General features: G+C 71.4%; 19 protein-coding genes. 8 read left to right on the plus strand and 11 right to left on the minus strand.

Going from position 1 to position 19118, the window contains the following annotated elements; genetic code table 11:
* Positions 1–139 precede the first annotated feature (139 nt).
* The 3 genes from IE182_RS03455 (at position 140) to IE182_RS03465 (ending at position 3792) form a co-directional block, all read left to right on the plus strand.
* Positions 140–1252: a LacI family DNA-binding transcriptional regulator gene (locus tag IE182_RS03455; protein ID WP_190108114.1), complete on the plus strand. Its 1113-nt coding sequence runs from the start codon at positions 140–142 to the stop codon at positions 1250–1252.
* A gap of 346 nt (positions 1253–1598) precedes the next feature.
* The gene (locus IE182_RS03460) at positions 1599–2711 is read left to right on the plus strand and encodes a metallophosphoesterase family protein (RefSeq protein ID WP_190108115.1); all 1113 of its coding nucleotides are present in this window, start codon (positions 1599–1601) and stop codon (positions 2709–2711) included.
* A gap of 181 nt (positions 2712–2892) precedes the next feature.
* Complete coding sequence (locus IE182_RS03465; protein ID WP_190108116.1) at positions 2893–3792, plus strand: hypothetical protein; 900 nt, start codon at positions 2893–2895, stop codon at positions 3790–3792.
* A 66-nt stretch (positions 3793–3858) separates the two neighbouring features.
* Here the strand turns inward: IE182_RS03465 and thiC are convergent, their stop codons facing one another.
* Entirely contained in the window at positions 3859–5628 is a 1770-nt protein-coding gene (gene thiC / locus IE182_RS03470; protein ID WP_190108117.1) for a phosphomethylpyrimidine synthase ThiC, read from the minus strand.
* 193 nt (positions 5629–5821) lie between these two features.
* On the opposite strand from thiC, the gene IE182_RS03475 reads away from it, so the two are divergent.
* Positions 5822–7168, plus strand: a complete 1347-nt coding sequence (locus tag IE182_RS03475) for a YibE/F family protein (RefSeq protein WP_190108118.1) — start codon at positions 5822–5824, stop codon at positions 7166–7168.
* Positions 7169–7666: 498 nt separating this feature from the next.
* Here the strand turns inward: IE182_RS03475 and IE182_RS03480 are convergent, their stop codons facing one another.
* The 3 genes from IE182_RS03480 to IE182_RS03490 form a co-directional block, all read right to left on the minus strand.
* Positions 7667–8113 carry an SsgA family sporulation/cell division regulator gene (locus tag IE182_RS03480; protein WP_071966095.1) on the minus strand — a complete coding sequence of 149 codons (447 nt, stop codon included), beginning with the start codon at positions 8111–8113 and terminating at the stop codon, positions 7667–7669.
* A 442-nt stretch (positions 8114–8555) separates the two neighbouring features.
* On the minus strand, positions 8556–8774 hold the full coding sequence (locus IE182_RS03485) for a DUF5326 family protein (RefSeq protein WP_190108119.1): 219 nt from the start codon (positions 8772–8774) through the stop codon (positions 8556–8558).
* A 216-nt stretch (positions 8775–8990) separates the two neighbouring features.
* Entirely contained in the window at positions 8991–9308 is a 318-nt protein-coding gene (locus tag IE182_RS03490) for a cupin domain-containing protein (RefSeq protein WP_190108120.1), read from the minus strand.
* 80 nt (positions 9309–9388) lie between these two features.
* On the opposite strand from IE182_RS03490, the gene IE182_RS03495 reads away from it, so the two are divergent.
* The 3 genes from IE182_RS03495 to IE182_RS03505 all read left to right on the plus strand — a co-directional run bounded on the left by IE182_RS03495 (position 9389) and on the right by IE182_RS03505 (position 11415).
* Positions 9389–9775, plus strand: a complete 387-nt coding sequence (locus IE182_RS03495; RefSeq protein WP_190108121.1) for a phage holin family protein — start codon at positions 9389–9391, stop codon at positions 9773–9775.
* Positions 9776–9979: 204 nt separating this feature from the next.
* The gene (locus IE182_RS03500; protein ID WP_190108122.1) at positions 9980–10876 is read left to right on the plus strand and encodes a LysR family transcriptional regulator; all 897 of its coding nucleotides are present in this window, start codon (positions 9980–9982) and stop codon (positions 10874–10876) included.
* A 41-nt stretch (positions 10877–10917) separates the two neighbouring features.
* Positions 10918–11415 carry an NUDIX hydrolase gene (locus IE182_RS03505; protein WP_190108123.1) on the plus strand — a complete coding sequence of 166 codons (498 nt, stop codon included), beginning with the start codon at positions 10918–10920 and terminating at the stop codon, positions 11413–11415.
* 53 nt (positions 11416–11468) lie between these two features.
* Here the strand turns inward: IE182_RS03505 and IE182_RS03510 are convergent, their stop codons facing one another.
* The 5 genes from IE182_RS03510 to IE182_RS03530 form a co-directional block, all read right to left on the minus strand.
* A complete protein-coding gene (locus IE182_RS03510) occupies positions 11469–12203 on the minus strand; it encodes a pyridoxamine 5'-phosphate oxidase family protein (RefSeq protein WP_190108124.1) in 735 nt (244 codons plus the stop codon).
* Positions 12204–12233: 30 nt separating this feature from the next.
* Complete coding sequence (locus tag IE182_RS03515; RefSeq protein WP_190108125.1) at positions 12234–13691, minus strand: globin domain-containing protein; 1458 nt, start codon at positions 13689–13691, stop codon at positions 12234–12236.
* Between the two features lie 111 nt (positions 13692–13802).
* Positions 13803–14435, minus strand: coding sequence for an HAD family hydrolase (locus tag IE182_RS03520; protein WP_190108126.1), 633 nt, complete (start codon positions 14433–14435; stop codon positions 13803–13805).
* A gap of 58 nt (positions 14436–14493) precedes the next feature.
* Positions 14494–14922, minus strand: coding sequence for a GlcG/HbpS family heme-binding protein (locus IE182_RS03525; protein WP_190108127.1), 429 nt, complete (start codon positions 14920–14922; stop codon positions 14494–14496).
* Between the two features lie 96 nt (positions 14923–15018).
* Positions 15019–16239 carry an MFS transporter gene (locus IE182_RS03530; protein WP_190108128.1) on the minus strand — a complete coding sequence of 407 codons (1221 nt, stop codon included), beginning with the start codon at positions 16237–16239 and terminating at the stop codon, positions 15019–15021.
* Positions 16240–16434: 195 nt separating this feature from the next.
* Here IE182_RS03530 and IE182_RS03535 point away from each other — a divergent pair, with 195 nt between their 5' ends.
* Entirely contained in the window at positions 16435–16896 is a 462-nt protein-coding gene (locus IE182_RS03535) for a MarR family winged helix-turn-helix transcriptional regulator (RefSeq protein WP_190108129.1), read from the plus strand.
* 55 nt (positions 16897–16951) lie between these two features.
* Here the strand turns inward: IE182_RS03535 and IE182_RS03540 are convergent, their stop codons facing one another.
* Together IE182_RS03540 and IE182_RS03545 are read right to left on the minus strand one after the other, a co-directional pair.
* Positions 16952–17731, minus strand: a complete 780-nt coding sequence (locus tag IE182_RS03540; RefSeq protein ID WP_190108130.1) for a TetR/AcrR family transcriptional regulator — start codon at positions 17729–17731, stop codon at positions 16952–16954.
* Between the two features lie 187 nt (positions 17732–17918).
* Positions 17919–19046 carry a pyridoxal-phosphate-dependent aminotransferase family protein gene (locus tag IE182_RS03545; RefSeq protein ID WP_190108131.1) on the minus strand — a complete coding sequence of 376 codons (1128 nt, stop codon included), beginning with the start codon at positions 19044–19046 and terminating at the stop codon, positions 17919–17921.
* Between the last annotated feature and the right edge of the window lie 72 nt (positions 19047–19118).

Below are 19118 nucleotides of genomic sequence, written 5' to 3' on the forward strand. Positions count from 1 at the left end.
CGACCGTCCGGCACAGAACCGCTCAACATCCTTCATTTCCAAGGTCATTGGCAGGCTCCAGCACCGCAGAAACGTGTCTGTCAACAGTCAAATAGGTCGCCCTGCCAAAGGACCACCCGAGCCCTACTATCGGCTCGCCATGACAGCAGCAGGGAAGCATCACGTGAGCCGGGCGGAACCGTCCCGCAGGGGCAGCCGGCAGGGGCGGGCGGGCATCCGGGACGTGGCCGCCGCCGCCGGAGTTTCGATCACCACCGTCTCCGACGCGCTCAACGGCAAGGGCCGGCTACCGGACGCGACCCGCCGCCATGTCCGCGAGGTCGCCGACAGACTGGGCTACCGCCCGTCCGCCGCGGCCCGCACCCTCCGTACGGGAAAGTCCGGCCTCATCGGCCTGACCGTGACCACCTACGGGGATGAACCTTTCACCTTCACCGAGTTCGCCTACTTCGCCGAGATGGCCAGGGCCGCCACCTCCGCCGCGCTCGCCCGCGGCTACGCCCTCGTCATCCTTCCGGCGACCTCCCGGCACGACGTGTGGTCCAACGTCGCCCTCGACGGCACGGTCGTCGTGGACCCCTCCGACCACGACCCCGTCGTCTCCGACCTGGTCCGGCAGGGCATCCCCGTGGTCTCCGACGGCCGCCCCGCGGGCTCGCTCCCGGTGACCGCCTGGGTCGACAACGACCACGAGGCCGCGGTGCTGGGCATCCTCGACCACCTCGCCGCCGCCGGCGCCCGCCGGATCGGCCTGCTCACCGGCACCACCACCGACACCTACACCCGGCTGTCCACCACCGCCTACCTGCAGTGGTGCGAGCGCGTCGGCCAGGACCCGGTCTACGAGGCGTACCCCGCCCACGACCCCTGCGCCGGCGCCGTCGCGGCCGACCGGCTGCTCGCCCGCCCGGACCGGCCGGACGCGGTGTACGGACTGTTCGACCCCAACGGCACCGACCTGCTCGCCGCGGCCCGCCGCTACGGCCTGCGCGTACCGGACGACCTGCTGCTGGTGTGCTGCAGCGAGTCCACGGTCTACGCCACGACCGAGCCGCCCATCACCACGCTGTCGCTCAAGCCGCGGCGCATCGGCACCGCGGTCGTGCAGCTCCTCATCGACGCCATCGAGGGACTGGACAGCGGCCGCCCGGTGGAACAGGTCATACCCACCGAACTGATCGTCCGGACCTCCTCCGAACGACGCCCCCCGCGCACCACCGTCAGTCCCCCGCGCGGACCCGCCCCGGACTGAACCGTCTGCGACCGGCCCGGCCCGGTCCGAGGGGGGCACGACCGGCACCCCCCCACCCCGTCCGCATCCGGCCCGCACGCCGACCCGCGTCAACCCGGAGTGGACCCGCGTCCGGCGCACGAGGAAGCGGGGCCCCGACCACACGGAGCCGCCCGGAGCCCGCCTGACCGGCGCGAACGGCTCACGTAACGGCTCATTTGGGGAGAAATGACCGGCGATCCCGGTCTCCCGCATCGATTCACAGCCCCTGGTGCGTCACAACCTGCGACGGTCATTCCTATGATGGGCGCACGACACCACGGACCGCCGTCGACCAGGCAAGGTCCACAAGGTGCACGGCGGCGCGATGGTGGAGGGGTCGATGACTCAGGGGGCCGGTCAGGGACCTGCGGCACGGACCGCGGCGGCGATGCCGCCCTTCCCCGGATACGCCGCGCCCCCGCCCATGCCCGGCTACGCCCAGACCGCCCCGCTCCCGCCGGCCGCCCCGGAGTACCAGGAGTACCCCGAGGGCTACACGCCCACCGCCCGGGACCTGCCGGTGATCGCCCGCAGCGCCCCGCCGCAGGACGTGCCCACCGTCGAGCTGACCCCCCTCGCCGCGCCCCAGCACGAGCCGCTGCCCACCGGCCCCGGCCCGCTGTACGTCGTGGGCGACGTCCACGGCTACCTGGACGAGCTGTACGAGGCGCTCGCCGCCCAGGGCCTCATCGACGCGCAGGGCCACTGGGCCGCGGGCAACGCCCGGCTGTGGTTCCTCGGCGACTTCACCGACCGCGGCCCGGACGGCGTCGGCGTGATCGACCTCGTCATGCGGCTGTCCGCCGAGGCCGCCGCCGCCGGCGGCTACTGCAAGGCGCTCATGGGCAACCACGAGCTGCTGCTGATCGGCGCCAAGCGGTTCGCCGACACGCCGGTCAACTCCGGCGCCGGCACCGCCTCCTTCCAGGCCGCGTGGCTGCTCAACGGCGGCCAGCGCACCGACATGGAGCGCCTGGAGGACCACCACCTGCAGTGGATGTCGCGCCTCGACGCGATCGCCCACGAGGACGGGCACCTGCTCGTGCACTCCGACACGACCGCCTACCTGGAGTACGGCGACTCCATCGCGGCCGTGAACGACGCCGTCACCGAGGCGCTGCAGCGCAACGACCCCGACGAGTGCTGGGACCTCTTCCGCAAGTTCACCAAGCGCTTCGCCTTCCGCGACGAGGAAGCGGGCCCCATGGCCGTGCGGGAGCTGCTGCAGACCTACGGCGGCAGCCGCATCGTCCACGGGCACAGCCCCATCCCCTACCTCCTGGGCGAGGTCGGTACCGAGGACCCCGACGACGAGGACGGCGGCGCGCCGGTGGTGGACGGTCCGCATCTGTACGCCGACGGGCTGGCGCTGGCCATGGACGGCGGCGTCACCATGGCCGGAAAGCTGCTGGTCGTACAACTTCCGCTGGCCGGCTGAGGGTTCAGCGGTACGGTCCACGGGCAGATGAGGAGTTCCACCGCCGCGGGGTAATTCGGGAAACACACTGTCACCCCGCGCCGGTGCGGCTCTACCATCGGCTTATCCGTAGCAGGCTCTCCTCCGTTTCCGCCCACTGCCGGGACAAGCCGGCAACAAGGGCCCTACGGAGCATCGGGGGATGCACATGAACAGCGCTCCGCACCTGCTGGCCGAGGACCGCCCGGAATTCGAGCGGGTACTCGACCGGGCGTTGCGTTCAGCGGACCGGGACCCGGAGATCAGCGCACTGGCCGCCGCGATAGGACAGCGGCTCAATACCGAACAACTGCGCACGATGGCCCTCAGCGCCACCGCCGCCATCTCCGCGTGCGCGGCGCCGGAATACCAGGACTTCGTCAGCGCGCGCGAGGAGCTGCGCGCCCGCTCGGCCGCCGCCCGGCCCCAGCCGGTCGGCCGCGCCGTCACGCACGCCGCCCCGCCCGGCGACGAGCACCCGGACGCAGGCGCGGACCCCGTCGTCCCGCCCGGCGACGGGGACCCGGGTGCGGGCGCCGGAGCCGTCCTCGTCGTCCTCGCCCCCGTACTGGCGGGGATCGCCGCGTTCCTGTTCCTCCTCATCGGCTACGTCATGCGGACGGTCGGGACCAACGAGGCCGTGGCGGACCAAATGATCAAGGTGGGCTGGTGGTTCGGCGGCTTCACCGTCGCCGGCGTGCTGATCGCCATGTCCGGCATGCTGCGCACCGCCCTGCGCAACGGCCGGCGGCCGGAGGACGGCCTGCCGGCCGACCGGCTCACCAAGGAGGCCGAGCAGGCCCGGGAGGCGTGGCGGCAGGCCCTGATGGACCGCGGCATCATGCCGTTCCTCCGTGAGGCTCTGGCCAACGCACCGGCCGGGGGCCGTCCGTCATCCGTGCGCCGGCAGGCGCCCGGCTCCGGCCGCACGCCCCACCTCGGCTATTCGCGCCCTGGCTTCTCCAGCCCCGACGACGGCCCGTCGTCGTCCTCGCGCACGGGCTTCACCAGCCCGGATTTCAGCAGTCCGGACTTCGGCGGCCCGGATCACCGGCCCGAATAGGGCCGGTGATCCGGACCGCCGCCCGCGGTCGCGTTCCGCGGGCGTCGTTCTCCGGTGCCCGGACGCTCAGTCCGCGATCGGCAGATATACGCGATTGCCCGCCGCAGCGAACTCCTTGGACTTCTGCGCCATTCCGGCGGCCGGATCGACGGCTTCCACCGAAAGATCGCCGCCGTGCTCCCGGCGAATGTCCTGAGAGATCTTCATCGAACAGAACTTGGGACCGCACATCGAGCAGAAGTGCGCCGTCTTCGCCGGCTCGGCCGGAAGCGTCTCGTCGTGGAAGGCACGGGCCGTCTCCGGGTCGAGCGCCAGATTGAACTGGTCCTCCCAACGGAATTCGAAACGCGCGTCCGAGAGGGCGTCGTCCCACTCCTGGGCGCCCGGGTGCCCCTTGGCCAGATCCGCCGCATGCGCGGCGATCTTGTACGTGATGACGCCGGTCTTCACGTCGTCGCGGTCCGGCAGGCCCAGGTGCTCCTTCGGCGTGACGTAGCAGAGCATCGCGGTGCCCCACCAGGCGATCATCGCGGCGCCGATCCCCGACGTGATGTGGTCGTACGCCGGCGCGACGTCCGTGGTGAGGGGGCCGAGCGTGTAGAACGGCGCCTCGTCGCAGATCTCCTGCTGGAGGTCGATGTTCTCCTTGATCTTGTGCATCGGGACGTGGCCCGGGCCCTCGATCATGGTCTGCACGTTGTGCCGCTTGGCGATCCGGTTCAGCTCGCCGAGGGTCTTCAGCTCGGCGAACTGGGCCTCGTCGTTCGCATCCGCGATCGAACCGGGGCGCAGCCCGTCGCCGAGGGAGTACGTGACGTCGTACGCCGCGAGGATCTCGCAGAGCTCCTCGAAGTTCTCGTAGAGGAACGACTCTTTGTGGTGCGCCAGGCACCACGCGGCCATGATCGAGCCGCCGCGGGAGACGATGCCGGTCTTCCGGCGGGCGGTCAGCGGGACGTAGCGCAGCAGCACGCCCGCGTGGACGGTCATGTAGTCCACGCCCTGCTCGGCCTGTTCGATGACCGTGTCCTTGTAGATCTCCCAGGTCAGCTCCTCGGCCTTGCCGTCGACCTTCTCCAGCGCCTGGTACAGCGGGACGGTGCCGATGGGGACGGGGGAGTTGCGCAGCACCCACTCGCGGGTGGTGTGGATGTTGCGGCCGGTGGAGAGGTCCATGACCGTGTCGGCGCCCCAGCGCGTCGCCCAGGTCATCTTCTCCACCTCCTCCTCGATGGAGGAGGTGACGGCGGAGTTGCCGATGTTGGCGTTGACCTTGACCAGGAACTTCTTGCCGATGATCATCGGCTCGATCTCCGGGTGGTTCACGTTGGCCGGGAGCACGGCGCGGCCGGCCGCGATCTCCTCCCGGACGGTCTCCGGAGAGACGTTCTCGCGGAGGGCCACGTACTCCATCTCCGCCGTGACCTCCCCGCGGCGGGCGTACGCGAGCTGGGTCACCGCGGCGCCGCCACGGCCCCTGCGCGGCTGGCGCGGGCGGCCGGGGAAGACGGCGTCGAGGTTCTTCAGCCCGCCGCGGGGCGAGGTGTGCTTGATGCCGTCGTCCTCCGGGCGCATGGGGCGCCCGGCGTACTCCTCGGTGTCGCCGCGAGCGATGATCCAGTTCTCCCGCAGCGGGTGGAGGCCGCGTCGGACGTCCGTCTCGACGGCCGGATCGGTGTACGGGCCGGAGGTGTCGTACAGCTGTACGTCCTGCCCGTTGGTCAGGTGGACCCGCCGCACCGGAACCCTGAGGTCCGGCCGCGAGCCGGTCACGTAGTCCTTGTGCCAGCCGATCTCCCGGCCGGTTTCGGACGTGCGTGCATCCTGCGAGGTCATCAGACCAGTCTCCCTACGCCGGCATTACCCGGTAACAGGTTCGGCGGTCGACGCAGCGGCTTCCGTACGTGCTTCCCGTACGGAGGTCAGCGCCCTCTCAGCCCGGTGCTCCGAGCTCCCGCGATTGCAAAGGTGACACCACGCTAGCGCCTTCGGCTGCGGAGCTGCCAGGGGGGCTTGCGATGATCGGGGCGTGACCCCCACCGAACAGACCGCCCACGCCCCCCACGGCCCCACCCCCTCCCACGGGCACAGTCACGGCCACAGCCATGGACACGGCCACGGCCCCGCGACGCCCGTCTCCGCGCATCTCCGCAAGGTGATCGCGGCCGTTCTCATCCCCTTCGCGGCCGCGGTCGTGACCGGCCTGATAGTGCTCTGGCCGGGCGGAGCACCGCCGCATCAGCACACCGGTATCGGCCTCGACCAGCAGACCGAGGCGGGGAGGGTGGTGAAGCTGGAGGAGTTCACCTGCCCCAGGTCGGGAGGCCAGCCGCCGCAGCAACAGCAGGCGCCGCCCGGGGCCCCGCCCGCGGACCAGGGTCCGTGCCAGAAGGCCACGATCGAGGTGGCCTCCGGGAAGGACAAGGGCAAGACGTTCACGGAGATCGTGCAGCCGAGCGCCTCGCGCCGCTACGACGTCGGGCAGAAGGTGGTCCTGGCGTACGCCCCGAAGGCCCCGGAGAACCTGCGCTACTCGGTCACGGACGTGGACCGCAAGCTCCCGGTCGCCCTGCTCGCCTGCATCTTCGCGGCCGCGGTCGTGCTGGTGGGGCGACTGCGCGGGATCTTCGCGCTGGTGGCGCTGGTCATCAGCTTCGGGGTGCTGACGCTGTTCATCCTGCCGGCGATATTGCAGGGCTCGAATCCCCTGCTGGTCGCCGTGATCGGTGGCAGCGCGATCATGCTGATCGCGCTGTACATGTGCCACGGCCTCACCGCGCGGACCTCCGTGGCGGTGCTCGGCACCCTGCTCTCCCTGCTGGTCATCGGCCTGCTCGGGTCGCTGTTCATCGAGTGGGCGCACCTGACGGGCAACACGGACGACCAGACCGGCCTGGTGCACGGGCTGTATCCGCAGATCGAGATCCGCGGCCTGCTGCTGGCCGGGATCATCATCGGCTCTCTCGGCGTGCTGGACGACGTGACCGTCACCCAGACCTCGGCGGTGTGGGAGCTGAAGGAGGCGGATCCCACGGCCAATTGGCGCAAACTGTACGGCTCGGCCATGCGCATCGGGCGCGATCACATCGCGTCGGTGGTGAACACGCTGGTCCTGGCGTACGCGGGCGCGTCCCTGCCCCTGCTGCTGTTGTTCTCCATCGCGGACAGCGGGGTGGGGACGGTGGCGACGAGCGAGATCGTCGCGGAGGAGATCGTCCGGACGCTGGTGGGCAGCATCGGGCTGGTGGCCTCGGTGCCGGTGACGACGTTGCTGGCGGCGCTCGTTGTCAGCGCCGACCGGCAGCCCGCCGGCGCCGGACGGGCGGGCACGGGACGGGCGAGGGGCCGGGGCGGCAGGCGCCGCCGCGCGAAGTAGCGGGGCAGGGGAAGCCGGCCGGACCCGGGGAACCGGGGTACGCCCGTGAAGGTGGCCGCCGGGTCGGCGGCCACCACGGAGCGCGTGTGCGGATGCGGTCGTCGCCCGGCAACTCACCGGGAGGGGGACCGAGATCGGGCGGGCGGGCCGGTGCTCAGGCGTTCGGGAACGGGGCCGCAGGACGGGGTGGAACGGGACGGACGACGTGTCCGGCCCCTTCGTGGTGGCACGGTCGAGGGGGGAGGTCCGGGGTGTGCGCGGCAACTGCTGTGGCCACGGGCACGGCCACGGGCACGGGCCGCACGAGCACGGCCGGTGAGCCGGCAGCCGCCACGGGCACGAGCGCCGAGGAGGCGCGAACATGGGTACAAAGGGTGACAGTGTCGACAAAGCCACCCACGAGGAGGGCGACGTCGGTCCGGCGGTGACGCCTTCGGCGTCCGCGCCGCGGGGTGCGCCGGCCGAGGGGGCGGGCGCGGCAGCGGGTCCGGCGGCCCGCTAACCGGCGTTCTGACCCTCGGGGTTGCCGGCGAGGATGCTGTCGAGCGCCGCCGCGAGGTCGTAGTCGAAGTCGGCGACCGAGTGCTCCTCGCCGAGCGGGGCAACGCGGTCGGTCCGGTCGAGGAAGGCCACCAGCGGCGCCGCACCCGCCCGGAACAGGGCGCCTTCGCCCCCCACTTGCAGCCGGATGAAGACATCCGACAGGTGCTGGGCCGAGGCGGGGGCGATGTGCACATCCCCCTCGCCGGAGGGCTGGCTCAGCCCGTCGAGCAGCAACTCCCGTGCGAAGGCCCAGGTGACCGGGGCATCGCCGGGGAGGTGGAAAGTGAACTTCACGGCGTAGGGATCGCTGCTGTCGTAGCCCAGCTCCACCGGGATCCGGAAGGACAGCTCCTCGGAGACGAGGAAGGTCATGACCACTTCTGCCTGAACTGTGTCGCGCATCGCCCAATGCCCCGTCTTCGTCGGTTTGGCAGGGATTGGAGCCTGATGGCCCCAATGACGCCATAGTCTGACAAGAACGCCCAGTGGATCACAAGGAGTGATTTTCCAGTTACTCATGGAGACCGAGGGTGAGCATACGAGCTCTCCGACTCTGGAGCGTAGCGACTCGACTACTGCATGGAGTCGTAACGGGGGATTTGCTGGCACGGAACAGCCGAGAACTGGCCAAACTGGCCCCAGTGCACACGGATTACCGTTTGGGCAACGGTCCTCGCGTTCAACGTTGACGGCGAGATGGTGGAGAGATGTTGACGGGAGAGATAACTCCCGGCCTTCCGCTTCGTTGAGTTGACCGAGCGGACACCTGACGGTGGCGTGGGCGACGCCGCCTGCCGGTGGGACGTTCCCGGGCGTCCCCCCATTCGCCCGGGTCGGCCGGTTCCTACCAGTCGCCCCTCGACGACGAGGACGACGTGAACTTCTTGACGACGAAGACCAGGCCACCGACGAGCGCCACCAGCAGCAGCGCCTTGAAGAGCAGGCTGATGACGAAGCCGAGCACACTCATGATCAGGCTGCCGAAGACCACGAGCACGAGAACCGGCACGGCGATCCACTTCACCCACCACGGCAGTCCTGCGAATATCCCCTTCTCAGCCATCTCGACCCCTGCTCTCCGCTTCGCGCGTGCTTTCACGCGCCCTTGTCTCGTCACAGCCGTGGCGCGGCACCGGAATGCTGCGCCGTGAGTGACCGGCTGCCCGGAGCGGAATGCCCCGGCCTGCTCTCGATGCTAGGGCGGCGGGGTGGGCCGGCGGGGACCCCGCAGCCCCCGTCCGCCCCTGAGCGTCCCCCTACGGGATGCCGGGGAAGGACCTCAGCTCTCGGGCGGAGAGAAGACGACCAGGACCCGGAGATCCTCGCTGATGTGGTGGAAGCGGTGCGTCTCCCCCGCCGGTACGTACACCACGGAACCCCGTCCGACCTGCGTGGTCTCCATGCCGACCGTGATCGACGCCCGGCCGCTCACCACCAGGTACACCTCGTCCTGGGCATGCGGGCCCTGAGGGTCGCTCGCTCCGGCGTCGAGCGCGTAGAGGCCGACGGACATGTTCCGCTCCCGCAGGAACTGCAGATAGGCGCCGTCGTTCGCGGCCCGTTCCGCTTCCAGCTCATCCAGCCGGAACGCCTTCATGCGTCGGTCACCCCTCACTGTGCCGGTCACGCACCTCGCACCGATCTTCATCGGCGGCGCGCGTCTGCAACGATCTCACCATGAAGAATTTCGTAGTCAAGACGATCGCCAATGCGGCGGCCCTGGCGGTCGCCATCTGGCTGCTCAAGGGCATCACACTGTCCGGCGAGAACACCGCCCGCAAGGTGGTCACGCTTTTCCTCGTCGCGCTCGTCTTCGGCGCGGTGAACTTCATCGTCAAGCCGGTCGTGAAGCTGCTGTCCTTCCCGCTCTTCATTCTCACGCTCGGCCTGATCACATTGGTGATCAACGCGCTGATGCTGCTGCTGACGTCCTGGCTGGCGGGCAGGCTGGAGCTGGCCTTCCATGTCGACGGCTTCTGGTCCGCGCTCGTGGGCGGCCTGATCGTCTCGGTCGTGGCCTGGGCGATGCACGTGATCCTGCCGGACGAGAACGACGAGTCCTGACCGGGCCACGTCATGAAAGACGGCTCAAGCCTCCCCCCTCTTGGCTTGAGCCGCCACGGCTCCACGCGCGCAGAACGCGGGTGAAGAACCGCGCGAACCAGGCTAGTTGACTCTGCGTCAGTGTCCAATCACGCCGACGGCACAGCCCTATCGACTTATTTATAGTTCCCCCTACGATGGATGGCGGCGAACAGGGGAGATGACATGGATCTGGCCCTTTTACGCACATTCGTCACGGTGCACCGGGCCGGTTCCTTCACGCGGGCCGCCGCCCTGCTCGGCCTGTCCCAGCCGGCGGTCACCAGCCAGATCCGGGCCCTCGAACGACAGCTGGGCCGCCCCCTCTTCCTCCGGCTGGCGCGCGGGGTGCGCCCCACCACCATCGGCGACGAGCTCGCCCACAAGATCGCCCCGCACGTCGACGCCCTGCTGGAGATCGCCGAGGCCGATCTCGACGAACAGTGGGCCAACCGCACCCTGCACCTGGCCGGACCCCCCGAGTTCACCGCCCTGCGCGCACTCCCCGCCCTCACCCCCCTGATCACCCAGGGCCTGACCGTCCGCGCGGCCCACGGCCTGGCCGAGGAACTCTTCGAGGGCCTGGCCGCCGGCCACCACGACCTCGCCATCGCCACCGTCCGCCCGCGCGGCAGGCTGCTGACCGCCACCCCCCTCTGCGACGAGGAACACGTCCTGGTCGCCGCCCCCCGCTGGGCGGCGCGGCTCGGCGGCGCGGCCGTCGTGCGCGAGACGGGCGTCCAGGCCCTGGAGCACCTGCCCGTGGTCGAGGTGCACGAGAGCCTGCCCTTCGTCTCGCGCTACTGGTCGGCCGTCTTCGACACCAAGCCGCTGGCCGCCGGGGCCGTCGTCGTCCCCGACCTGCGGGCCGTGCTGGCCTGCGTCGCAGCGGGCGCGGGCATCGGCGTTTTGCCGCGCTACCTGTGCAGCGATGCCCTGGACAGCGGCGAGATCGTCGCCCTGCTGGACCCGCCGGTACCGCCGCTGCGCACCTATTTCCTCGTCGTCCGCGCCGGTACGCTCGCGCATCCGCATCTGGCGCGGGCGCACGAGTGGCTGTTGCGCGCTGCCGTTTCCTGGTGAGAAAGAGTTTCGCCGGGGTACTGACGCGGCAGATGTCCCCTATGACCGAACGGCCCGTGGTCAAACGCACCGCCCGCGCCATCCTGCTCGACGGCGAGCCCGGCTCCGGCACGCCCGACATGATCCTGATCAAGCGCACCAAGCCCGGCGAGGACCCGTACTGGATCACTCCCGGGGGCGGCGTCGAGCCGCAGGACACCACCGTCGTCGCGGCTCTCCACCGCGAGGTCGACGAGGAGCTCGGGGCGAAGGTCGTCGACGTGGTCCCCGCCTTCGTCGACACCGTCTCCCACTCCCTGCACCACGCCGCGCACGGCGTGAAGGTGCAGCACTTCTTCGTCTGCCGACTGGCGTCCATGGACCTCTCCCGCCGCCACGGCCCCGAGGTGGACGAGCCGGTCGGCACCTACGAGGTCGTCCGCATCCCCTTCACCCGGGCGGGCATCGACTCGGTCGAGGTGGTGCCGCCGTCCCTGCGGGCGTACCTGCGCGCGAACGTCGAGGGGGTACGGGCGCTGCTCGCGCACGACCTCGGCTGAGCCCGGCCGGCGGGTGCGGGTGCGCCGACGGTGCGACGCCTGCCGCGGCGCTGCTACGGGGTGCCGGCGGCGGCGCCGAAGAAGTCGCCGCCCTTGCGCCGGGTGTCGTCCGTCCCCCAGGCCCGCCCGTCGTCCCGGCCGGGCTCGCGGGACACCTTCCGCAGGTGCGGGATGTGCTTGGCGCAGTGGATGTACGCCTCCTCGACCGCGATCTCCACCCACACCACGGGCCGGCGGCCGGGCAGACCGTCCACGGGCAGCCCGGGGTGGACGGCGCGCAGGTCGGCGTCGTCCACCACCCGGGCGCGGCCGTTGACGTGCAGGCCGATGCGGTCCCGGAAGAAATCGATCATCAGGATGCCGACGTGCGGGTTCTCCTCGATGTTGCCCAGGCTGGCGAGGACGCCGTTGCCCCGGTATTCGGGGTAGGCCAGGGTGCGGTCGTCGAGGACCTGCAGGAAGCCGGGCGGGCCGGCCCGGAAGGTGTTGTCGCACCCCCCGCGCCCGTCGGCCGTGGCCAGGAAGAACATCTCCTGCCGCGCCACGAACTCCCGCATGCGCGCATTGACGTGCGAGAGCACCTGCTCCCCGTAGAAGCGGGCCGCGCGGCCCGACGTGCCGAGCCGCTGCTGCAGCCGGTGCTCGCCCTCGGTGCCGGGGGAAACGGGAGGAGCCGGAACACCGGGAGGAGTCGGAACACCGGGAAGAGCCGGAACACCGGGAAGACCAAGAAGAGCAGTCGCCGGCAGGTGCTCCACCGCCGGGCCGCTTCGGTTCGCCGTCGTCATCAGACCACCCGTCCGCATCCGCCAGCCGCCTCAGCCCGTCGCCGAGGCCATCAGTTCGTCGATCGAGTCGTGTCGTATGCGGTGGGACGGTATGCCGATACCGACCAGGGTGTCCACACCGCTGCGCACCATTCCCGGGGGCCCGGAGAGAAAGGCATCGTAGGCGTTCCACGGCCCGTACTTCCTGACCACCTGGGGGAGTTGGCCGCTCAGCCCGAGGGTCGGACCGTCGGAGACGACGGGGCGGACCGACAGCCAGGGGTGGGTCTTCTGCAGCCGCAGCATGGTGTCGATGTCGTACAGGTCGTCGTGGTGGCGGGCGCCGTAGAAGACCTCGACGGGACGGCTGCGGCCGTGCCGGGCGACGTCCTCGACCAGCGCCTTGATGGGGGCGATGCCGGTGCCGCCGCCCAGGCACAGCATCCCGTCGTCGGTGCTGTGGTCGACGGTCATCGAACCGGTCGGGGGACCGAGCCGGATGACGTCGCCGGGGCGGGCGCGATGGACCAGCGCGCCCGAGACCCAGCCGGCCGGAACGGCCTTGACGTGGAAGGAGAGCAGGCCGTCCGCGCGCGGGGCGCAGGAGAAGGAGTAGTTCCGCCAGGTGCGCGGCCACCAGGGCGTCTCCACGCTCGTGTACTGGCCGGCGAGGAAGGGGTAGGGCTGGTCGGGCCGGAGGGTCAGCACGGCGATGTCCGGCGTGCGGGCCTCATGACTCACGATCTCCGCCTGCCACCAGGCGGGGGACGTCCGTTCGTCCTCGGCGGCAGCATCGATCATGATCTGGGAGACGGTGGTGTACACCCGCACCCACGCGGCCTCGGCCGCATCGCTCCAGGTCTGCGGGGCGTGGCGGGACAGCGCGCCGATCAGGCACTCGCCGACGGCCGGGTAGTGGGTGGGCAGCGTGCCGTACTTGCGGTGACCACGGCCCAGTTGGGAGAGGTACGCGGTGAGCGTGGCGGTGTCGTCCGCGTGCTCCGCCGCGGTGAGCAGTGCCTTGAAGAGCCGGTCGCGCTGGGTGTCCATGGCGGCGGGGAAGAGGGCACGCAGATCGGGGTTGCGGACGAACAGCAGCGCGTAGAAGTACGAGACGACCTTGTCGGCGATCGGCTCGATCTCGGCCATGGTGCGGCGGATCTGTACGGCGTCGGGGGAGGGGCCGGGGTGGGGGCCGGGGGCGGAGGGGGGTAACGGGCCGTCGGCGGGCGCGGGCGCCTGGGTGTGGGCCTCGTGGGGGCGGCGGTGCCGGGCGCTCCGGCCGGGCGGGTCGTCGGCGGGGTGCTCGTGCTCCCGTTCCCGTACGCGCTCCCTCACCCGGTGGGCGAGGGGCTGCCAGCGCGATCCCGGGAGCGTGCTCGCCTCGGCGGGCCGGGAGGCGGCGGGCGGCGCCGGACGTTCCGGGGGGACCTCGGGACGGGTGGCGGGGTGCCCGATGCCCCCGCCTGACGTGCTGCCGTCGGCCGATGGGGTGGTCGGAGCGTTCATCGTCGCCTCGCCTCGAACATGACTCGCTGTTCCAGTAGGCGCAGCATGCCACCCGCATACCCCGTATCGACGGCTTCGCCGGAAGTGGGGGCGCGCGGCGGTCAGTTGGGGCTACCCTGCCCCGCTGACGCGTTCGTAGGCCCCGCGGAGATCGAGCCCCGTATACGCGTGCGAGGCGAGGTGGCGCACATGGTGGTCCGCGTTGATCGCCACGGACACGGGCACGGCGGCGAACAGCTGCACGTCCGACATCGAATCCCCGTACGCCACGCAGTCGGTGCGGCTCAGTCCGAACCGGGCGCAGAGCTCGTCCGCGACCCGCACCTTCGCCGCCCCGTCGAGGATGCCCGCCGGATCCACCGGGTCCCGGAAGGGGACCGACGGCCAGCGGGAACCGTGGGCCGCGTCGGCGCCCCACTCCAGCAGGCGCTCCACGAAGAACCCGGGCGACAGCGAGATCACGGCGCACTTCTCGCCCCGCGCCCGGATGTCCGCCCAGACGTCGCGGATGCCCGCCAGCCAGGGGGCTCCCTCGAAGGCCGCCGCGACCTCGGTCTCGGTGAGCTCCGCCCAGAGCTCGACCGCCAGCTCGGCGAAGCGCGGCGGGGTGAGCTCCCCGGCCGCGAACGCCTTCTCCAGCTCGCCGATCTCCGTCTCCAGGCCCAGCTGCCGGGATATCTCGACCGCGGCCGCCGAGCCGTGGATCAGCGTGCCGTCGAGGTCGAACAAGTGCAGTCTGCTCATGACGGTGAGCCTAGGCGGCCTGCCGGAGGGGCCCGGCGGGCCCCTCCCCCGGGCGGCTTCAGCCGCCGATCACCTCCTCGATGGCCGCCGCCGCGACGCGGTGGTCCTGCTCGGGGGCCGCGCCGCCGACGCCGACGGCGCCGATGACCCGGCCGTCGCGGTGGATCGGGAGGCCACCGGCGATGAAGAGCAGCGGTCGGTCCAGCGCCGTCGGCAGGGTGTGCAGCATCCCGCCCGGCTGGACGGCGTCCACGAGGTCGGCGGTGGGCGCGTCCAGCTGCAGCGCGGTGAACGCCTTGCGCGTGCTGGTCTCCCCTGCGATCAGCAGGGCCCGGTCGTCGCGCCGGAAGGCCAGCAGGTGGCCACCGGCGTCGAGGACGGTGACGGCCGTCCGTATGCCCTGCTCCTCGGAGGCGCGCCGGACGGAGGCGACGAGGGCGTCCGCCTCTGCGGCGGTGAGCGGGAGGACCGGGGTGTTGGCGGTCATGGGGGTGACTCCTTGCTTGGTGGTGCGTTCAGCGGTGATGCGTGGAGGCTGTCGTGGCGCGCGTGGCTGTGGTGGCGGGTGGCTGTGACGGTGGCGTCAGTGGCCGGCCGGCACGGCTTCGGGCTCGGCGGCCACGGGTGACGGCCCTGCCGCCACGACCCGCCCGCCCCGGTCCGTGCGCCGCTCCAGCCGGGCGGAGAGGAGGGCGAGGAGCAGCGCCGAGGCGGCCATCAGGGCGCCGACCCAGTTGGGCGCGGTGTAGTCGAATCCGGCCGATATCACGAGGCCGCCGAGCCACGCGGCCATGGCGTTGCCCAGGTTGAAGGCGCCGATGTTGACGGCGGAGGCGAGGGTGGGGGCGTCGGCGGTCTGGTCCAGGACCCGCTTCTGCAGCGGCGGGACGGTCGCGAAGCCGAAGGCGCCGATGAGCGGGATGGTGATCGCGGCCGCGAGCTTGTTGTGCGCGGTGAACGGCAGCAGGGCGAGCATGATCGCCAGTCCGCCGAGGGCGGTGAAGAGCATGGGCATCAGCGCACGGTCGGCGTACTTGCCGCCGATGAGGTTGCCGCCGACCAGGCCGAGGCCGAAGAGGACGAGCAGCCAGGTGACGGAGGAGGGGGCGTAGCCGGCGACGTCGGTCATCATCGGCGTGATGTAGGTGCTCATGGTGAAGACGCCGCCGAAGCCGAGGACCGTCATCGCCATGGCGAGCAGCACCTGGGGGTTGCGGAAGGCGGCCAGCTCGCCGGAGACCCGGCTCCGCTCGGGACGCGGCTGCTCCGGGACGAGCGCGGCGATGCCGAGCACGGCGAGCACACCGAGGCCGGCGATGAGGAAGAACGTGATCCGCCAGCCCGCGCTCTGGCCGATGAGGGTGCCCGCGGGCACGCCGACGACGTTGGCGACCGTCAGACCGGTGAACATCATGGCTATCGCCCCGGCCTTCTTCTGCGGCGCCACGAGCCCGGCGGCGACGATCGCGCCGATGCCGAAGAACGCGCCGTGCGCGAGCGAGGCGACGATGCGCCCGGCGAGCATCAGGGCGAAGACCGGGGCGGCCGCCGAGAGGGCGTTGCCCGCGACGAACAGGCCCATCAGGGACATCAGCATCCGCTTGCGCGGCACGCGGCTGCCCAGGATGGCGAGGATCGGGGCCCCGACGACGACGCCGAGGGCGTATCCGGTGGTCAGGTAGCCGGCAGTGGGGATCGAGACGCCGAATTCGTCCGCCACCTCGGGGAGCAGGCCCGAGGTGACGAACTCGGTGGTGCCGATACCGAAGGCGCCGATGGCGAGCGCCAGCAGGGCGAGAGGCATGACGGAGGGTCCTTCAGACAGGGGAAGACGGCCTCGGCACAGCCCACCGCCACTTCCTTGCGGCAGACTTTTACCGGCCTCCACAATAATTGCAGGCGCATCTACTTGCAAGCGCGGGCTATTGCGAAGGAGAGATATCCTGTCCGTACGGCACCGAACGGCGCACGCGTACGACTCCGAAGGAGGGCTCGACCCATGTCCCGCACCCCGGACCCCGCACTGGTCGGCCTGGCGCAGGGCTGGTGCGCCCTGTCCGCCCTGCACAGCCGGATCGAGGCGCACATAGAGCGTGCACTGCAGGCCCACCACGAGCTGAGCGTGCGCGAGTTCTCCGTGCTCGACGTCCTCAACCGCCAGCACGACGGCGAGGGCGGCCACCTGCGGATGAACGAGGTCGCCGACGCCGTCGTCCTCAGCCAGAGCGCGACGACCCGCCTGGTCAACCGCCTGGAGGACCGTGGTCTGCTGACCCGCCACCTCTGCCTCACCGACCGCCGGGGCATCTACACCGACGTCACCGACGCGGGCCGCGCGCTCCTGGAGAACGCCCGGCCCACCAACGACACCGCCCTGCGCGAAGCGCTGCACGAGGCGTCGCACCGCTCCGAGCTGGCCCCCCTCGTCGCCGCCGTGGAGTCCCTCGCCCCGACGTCGTGAGCGTCGCCGGACCGCGCAGGCCCCTCGCTCCTACGGGCAGCTGAGCCCCGAGGGCTCACACCCCGGCTTCCCCCAGCACCTCCGATGAGCCCTCGCGGGCCCGGACCCGCTCCCGGTGCGCCTTCTGCCGGCACGCCGCACCGCAGTACCGCGCGGGCCGGCCCGTACGGGCGGACGCCACCGGTCCCCCACACACGGCGCACAACGTTTCGTTACGCCCGGCGACCGGATTCGGGGGGAGTTTCGTCACGCGCCGCCCCGGACGGAGGCTGTCGCACACCAGGGCCGTCAGCCGGCCGGGCGCCACGTCCGGGCCCCGCCGCTGCTCCATCGACAGACACCCCACGAGCAGGGCCATCACATCGTCGATCGCCACGTCCTTCCGTACAGCGTCCGCCTGTTGGGCCCGTTCGAGCAGGACGGACAGCGTCGCGCGAAAGTCCCTCTCGACGCCGGGAGAGGGCTCGAAACTGCCCTCCAGTGCGTCGCACAGCCCCTTGTTGCGCGCCGACAGGCGCACCACCGCCGCCAGGTAGCGGAAGAACACCGGACCGGGGTCGTCCGCGTGGGCCAACTCCCGTGCCGTGTCGGTGAAAAGCCGTACCCGGTCTACCACGGTGGCTCTGAACAGCGCTTCTTTGGTGGGGAAATGGCGATAGACGGTACCGGTCCCGACCCCGGCGCGGCGCGCGATCTCGCCCAGCGGTACGGCCAACCCCCTTTCCTCGAAGGCGGATCGGGCCGCCTGCAGGACGAGGACGCGGTTGCGCCGGGCGTCGGCCCGCTGCTGTGCGGAGGCCGCCGGCAGCGGCGACGTCTTCCTGCGCCGTGCCATGAGCGACGGTCTCCAAGGACTCGGAAGCGAAACGGGCTGAGGGTTCCGATTCTATCCGGGCGGATGAGCGAGGACCCGGCCCGGCCATACCGGGATAAATGACTTATTCCAGAAAGTACGCACAAAAAGGCCGCCGTCGGCGCCCGAAAGCGCCGACGGCGGCCTGGGGGAAAGCCGTCCCGGAGGGTCAGCCGGCGATCACCGCGTCCCATGCCTTGCCCGCCGCCGCCAGGGCCTCGTCCCGGTCCCCGGCCGACACACCCAGCGCCTGCAGCCCCTCGGCGAGAGCCGAGAGCGCGCCCAGAACCGTCTCGCGGTCCGCATCGAGTCCGTAGTGGTTGACGCGGATCATCTCCTTGGCGAGCGCTCCGCCGGCCGCCTGAACCGGAATCGATGCGTCCGCCGCCAGGGCCGCCGCCACGACGTCACGGGCGTCCGTGCCGCCGGGAGCGCGCAGAGTGGTGGCGACGGGGGCGGCGTCCTCGTCCCGTACGACATAGGGAGCCACGGCTCCCAGCACCCGTACGCCCGCCCGCGTGGCGGCGGAGGCGGCGCGGTGGCGGGCGATGACGCCGTCCAGGCCGTCCTCCTCGATGCGGTCCACGGCCTGCTCCAGGGCGAGCATCTCCAGCTGCGCCGGAGCGTGCGGCAGCGCGGTGCGGCCGCCGTCGATCCAGCGCTCCTTCCAGTCGAGCAGGGAGAGGTACGAACGGCGGGGCGCCTGCTCGTTGGCCGCGATCCGCTCCCACGCCCGGGCGCTGACGGACACGGCCGACACGCCCGCCGGGCCCGCCATGGCCTTCTGACCGCCGATGACGCACAGGTCGACGCCCCACTCGTCGGTGAGCAGCGGCTCCGCGGCCACCGAGGCGACCGCGTCCAGCATCAGCAGCGCGCCGTGCTCACGGACGACCGCGCCGATCTCGGCCACGGGGTTGGTGTTGCCGGTGGCCGCCTCGGCGTGGACGAGGCTGACGAAGTCGATGGCCGGGTGCGCCCGCAGGGCGTCGGCGACCTGCGCGGCGGTGACGGCGCCGCTGAAGGGCGCCGCCAGGTCGATCACCTCGGCGCCGCAGGAGCGCAGCCAGCCGCCGAACGTCTCGCCGTACGGACCGGTGATGATGTTGAGGGCGGTGCTGCCGGGCCGTACGGCCGAGCGGATGCACGCCTCCAGTGGCAGCAGCGCCTCGCCCTGCATCGCGACGACCGTCTCGCGGGTGCGCATCAGCGCCGCGACCTTGTCCTCGATGCGGGCGAAGTGACCGGCGCCGAGGGGCGCGAGGTCGAGCAGGGCCGGTGCGGTGTTCGCGGTCACGGTGCCTTCCGGGTGGTATCGCGCCGCGCTTGCGGCGCCCGCCAGTCTCCCGTCGACTCTACGTCCGCCTTC

The sequence above is a fragment of the Streptomyces cinnamoneus genome (assembly GCF_014650495.1).
In the GTDB taxonomy this organism is placed as follows: Bacteria; Actinomycetota; Actinomycetes; order Streptomycetales; family Streptomycetaceae; genus Streptomyces; species Streptomyces cinnamoneus.

Bases quoted from the DNA above. Each gene is read 5' to 3' on its own strand.
- IE182_RS03455 (WP_190108114.1), top strand. From the start codon at position 140: ATGACAGCAGCAGGGAAGCATCACGTGAGCCGGGCGGAACCGTCCCGC.
- IE182_RS03480 (WP_071966095.1), bottom strand. From the start codon at position 8,113: ATGCGCGACACAGTTCAGGCAGAAGTGGTCATGACCTTCCTCGTCTCC.
- IE182_RS03500 (WP_190108122.1), top strand. From the start codon at position 9,980: ATGGATCTGGCCCTTTTACGCACATTCGTCACGGTGCACCGGGCCGGT.
- IE182_RS03510 (WP_190108124.1), bottom strand. From the start codon at position 12,203: ATGACGACGGCGAACCGAAGCGGCCCGGCGGTGGAGCACCTGCCGGCG.
- IE182_RS03490 (WP_190108120.1), bottom strand. From the start codon at position 9,308: ATGAAGGCGTTCCGGCTGGATGAGCTGGAAGCGGAACGGGCCGCGAAC.
- IE182_RS03505 (WP_190108123.1), top strand. From the start codon at position 10,918: ATGACCGAACGGCCCGTGGTCAAACGCACCGCCCGCGCCATCCTGCTC.
- IE182_RS03460 (WP_190108115.1), top strand. From the start codon at position 1,599: ATGGTGGAGGGGTCGATGACTCAGGGGGCCGGTCAGGGACCTGCGGCA.
- IE182_RS03535 (WP_190108129.1), top strand. From the start codon at position 16,435: ATGTCCCGCACCCCGGACCCCGCACTGGTCGGCCTGGCGCAGGGCTGG.
- IE182_RS03495 (WP_190108121.1), top strand. From the start codon at position 9,389: ATGAAGAATTTCGTAGTCAAGACGATCGCCAATGCGGCGGCCCTGGCG.
- IE182_RS03525 (WP_190108127.1), bottom strand. From the start codon at position 14,922: ATGACCGCCAACACCCCGGTCCTCCCGCTCACCGCCGCAGAGGCGGAC.
- IE182_RS03465 (WP_190108116.1), top strand. From the start codon at position 2,893: ATGCACATGAACAGCGCTCCGCACCTGCTGGCCGAGGACCGCCCGGAA.
- IE182_RS03540 (WP_190108130.1), bottom strand. From the start codon at position 17,731: ATGGCACGGCGCAGGAAGACGTCGCCGCTGCCGGCGGCCTCCGCACAG.
- IE182_RS03485 (WP_190108119.1), bottom strand. From the start codon at position 8,774: ATGGCTGAGAAGGGGATATTCGCAGGACTGCCGTGGTGGGTGAAGTGG.
- thiC (WP_190108117.1), bottom strand. From the start codon at position 5,628: ATGACCTCGCAGGATGCACGCACGTCCGAAACCGGCCGGGAGATCGGC.
- IE182_RS03530 (WP_190108128.1), bottom strand. From the start codon at position 16,239: ATGCCTCTCGCCCTGCTGGCGCTCGCCATCGGCGCCTTCGGTATCGGC.
- IE182_RS03515 (WP_190108125.1), bottom strand. From the start codon at position 13,691: ATGAACGCTCCGACCACCCCATCGGCCGACGGCAGCACGTCAGGCGGG.
- IE182_RS03520 (WP_190108126.1), bottom strand. From the start codon at position 14,435: ATGAGCAGACTGCACTTGTTCGACCTCGACGGCACGCTGATCCACGGC.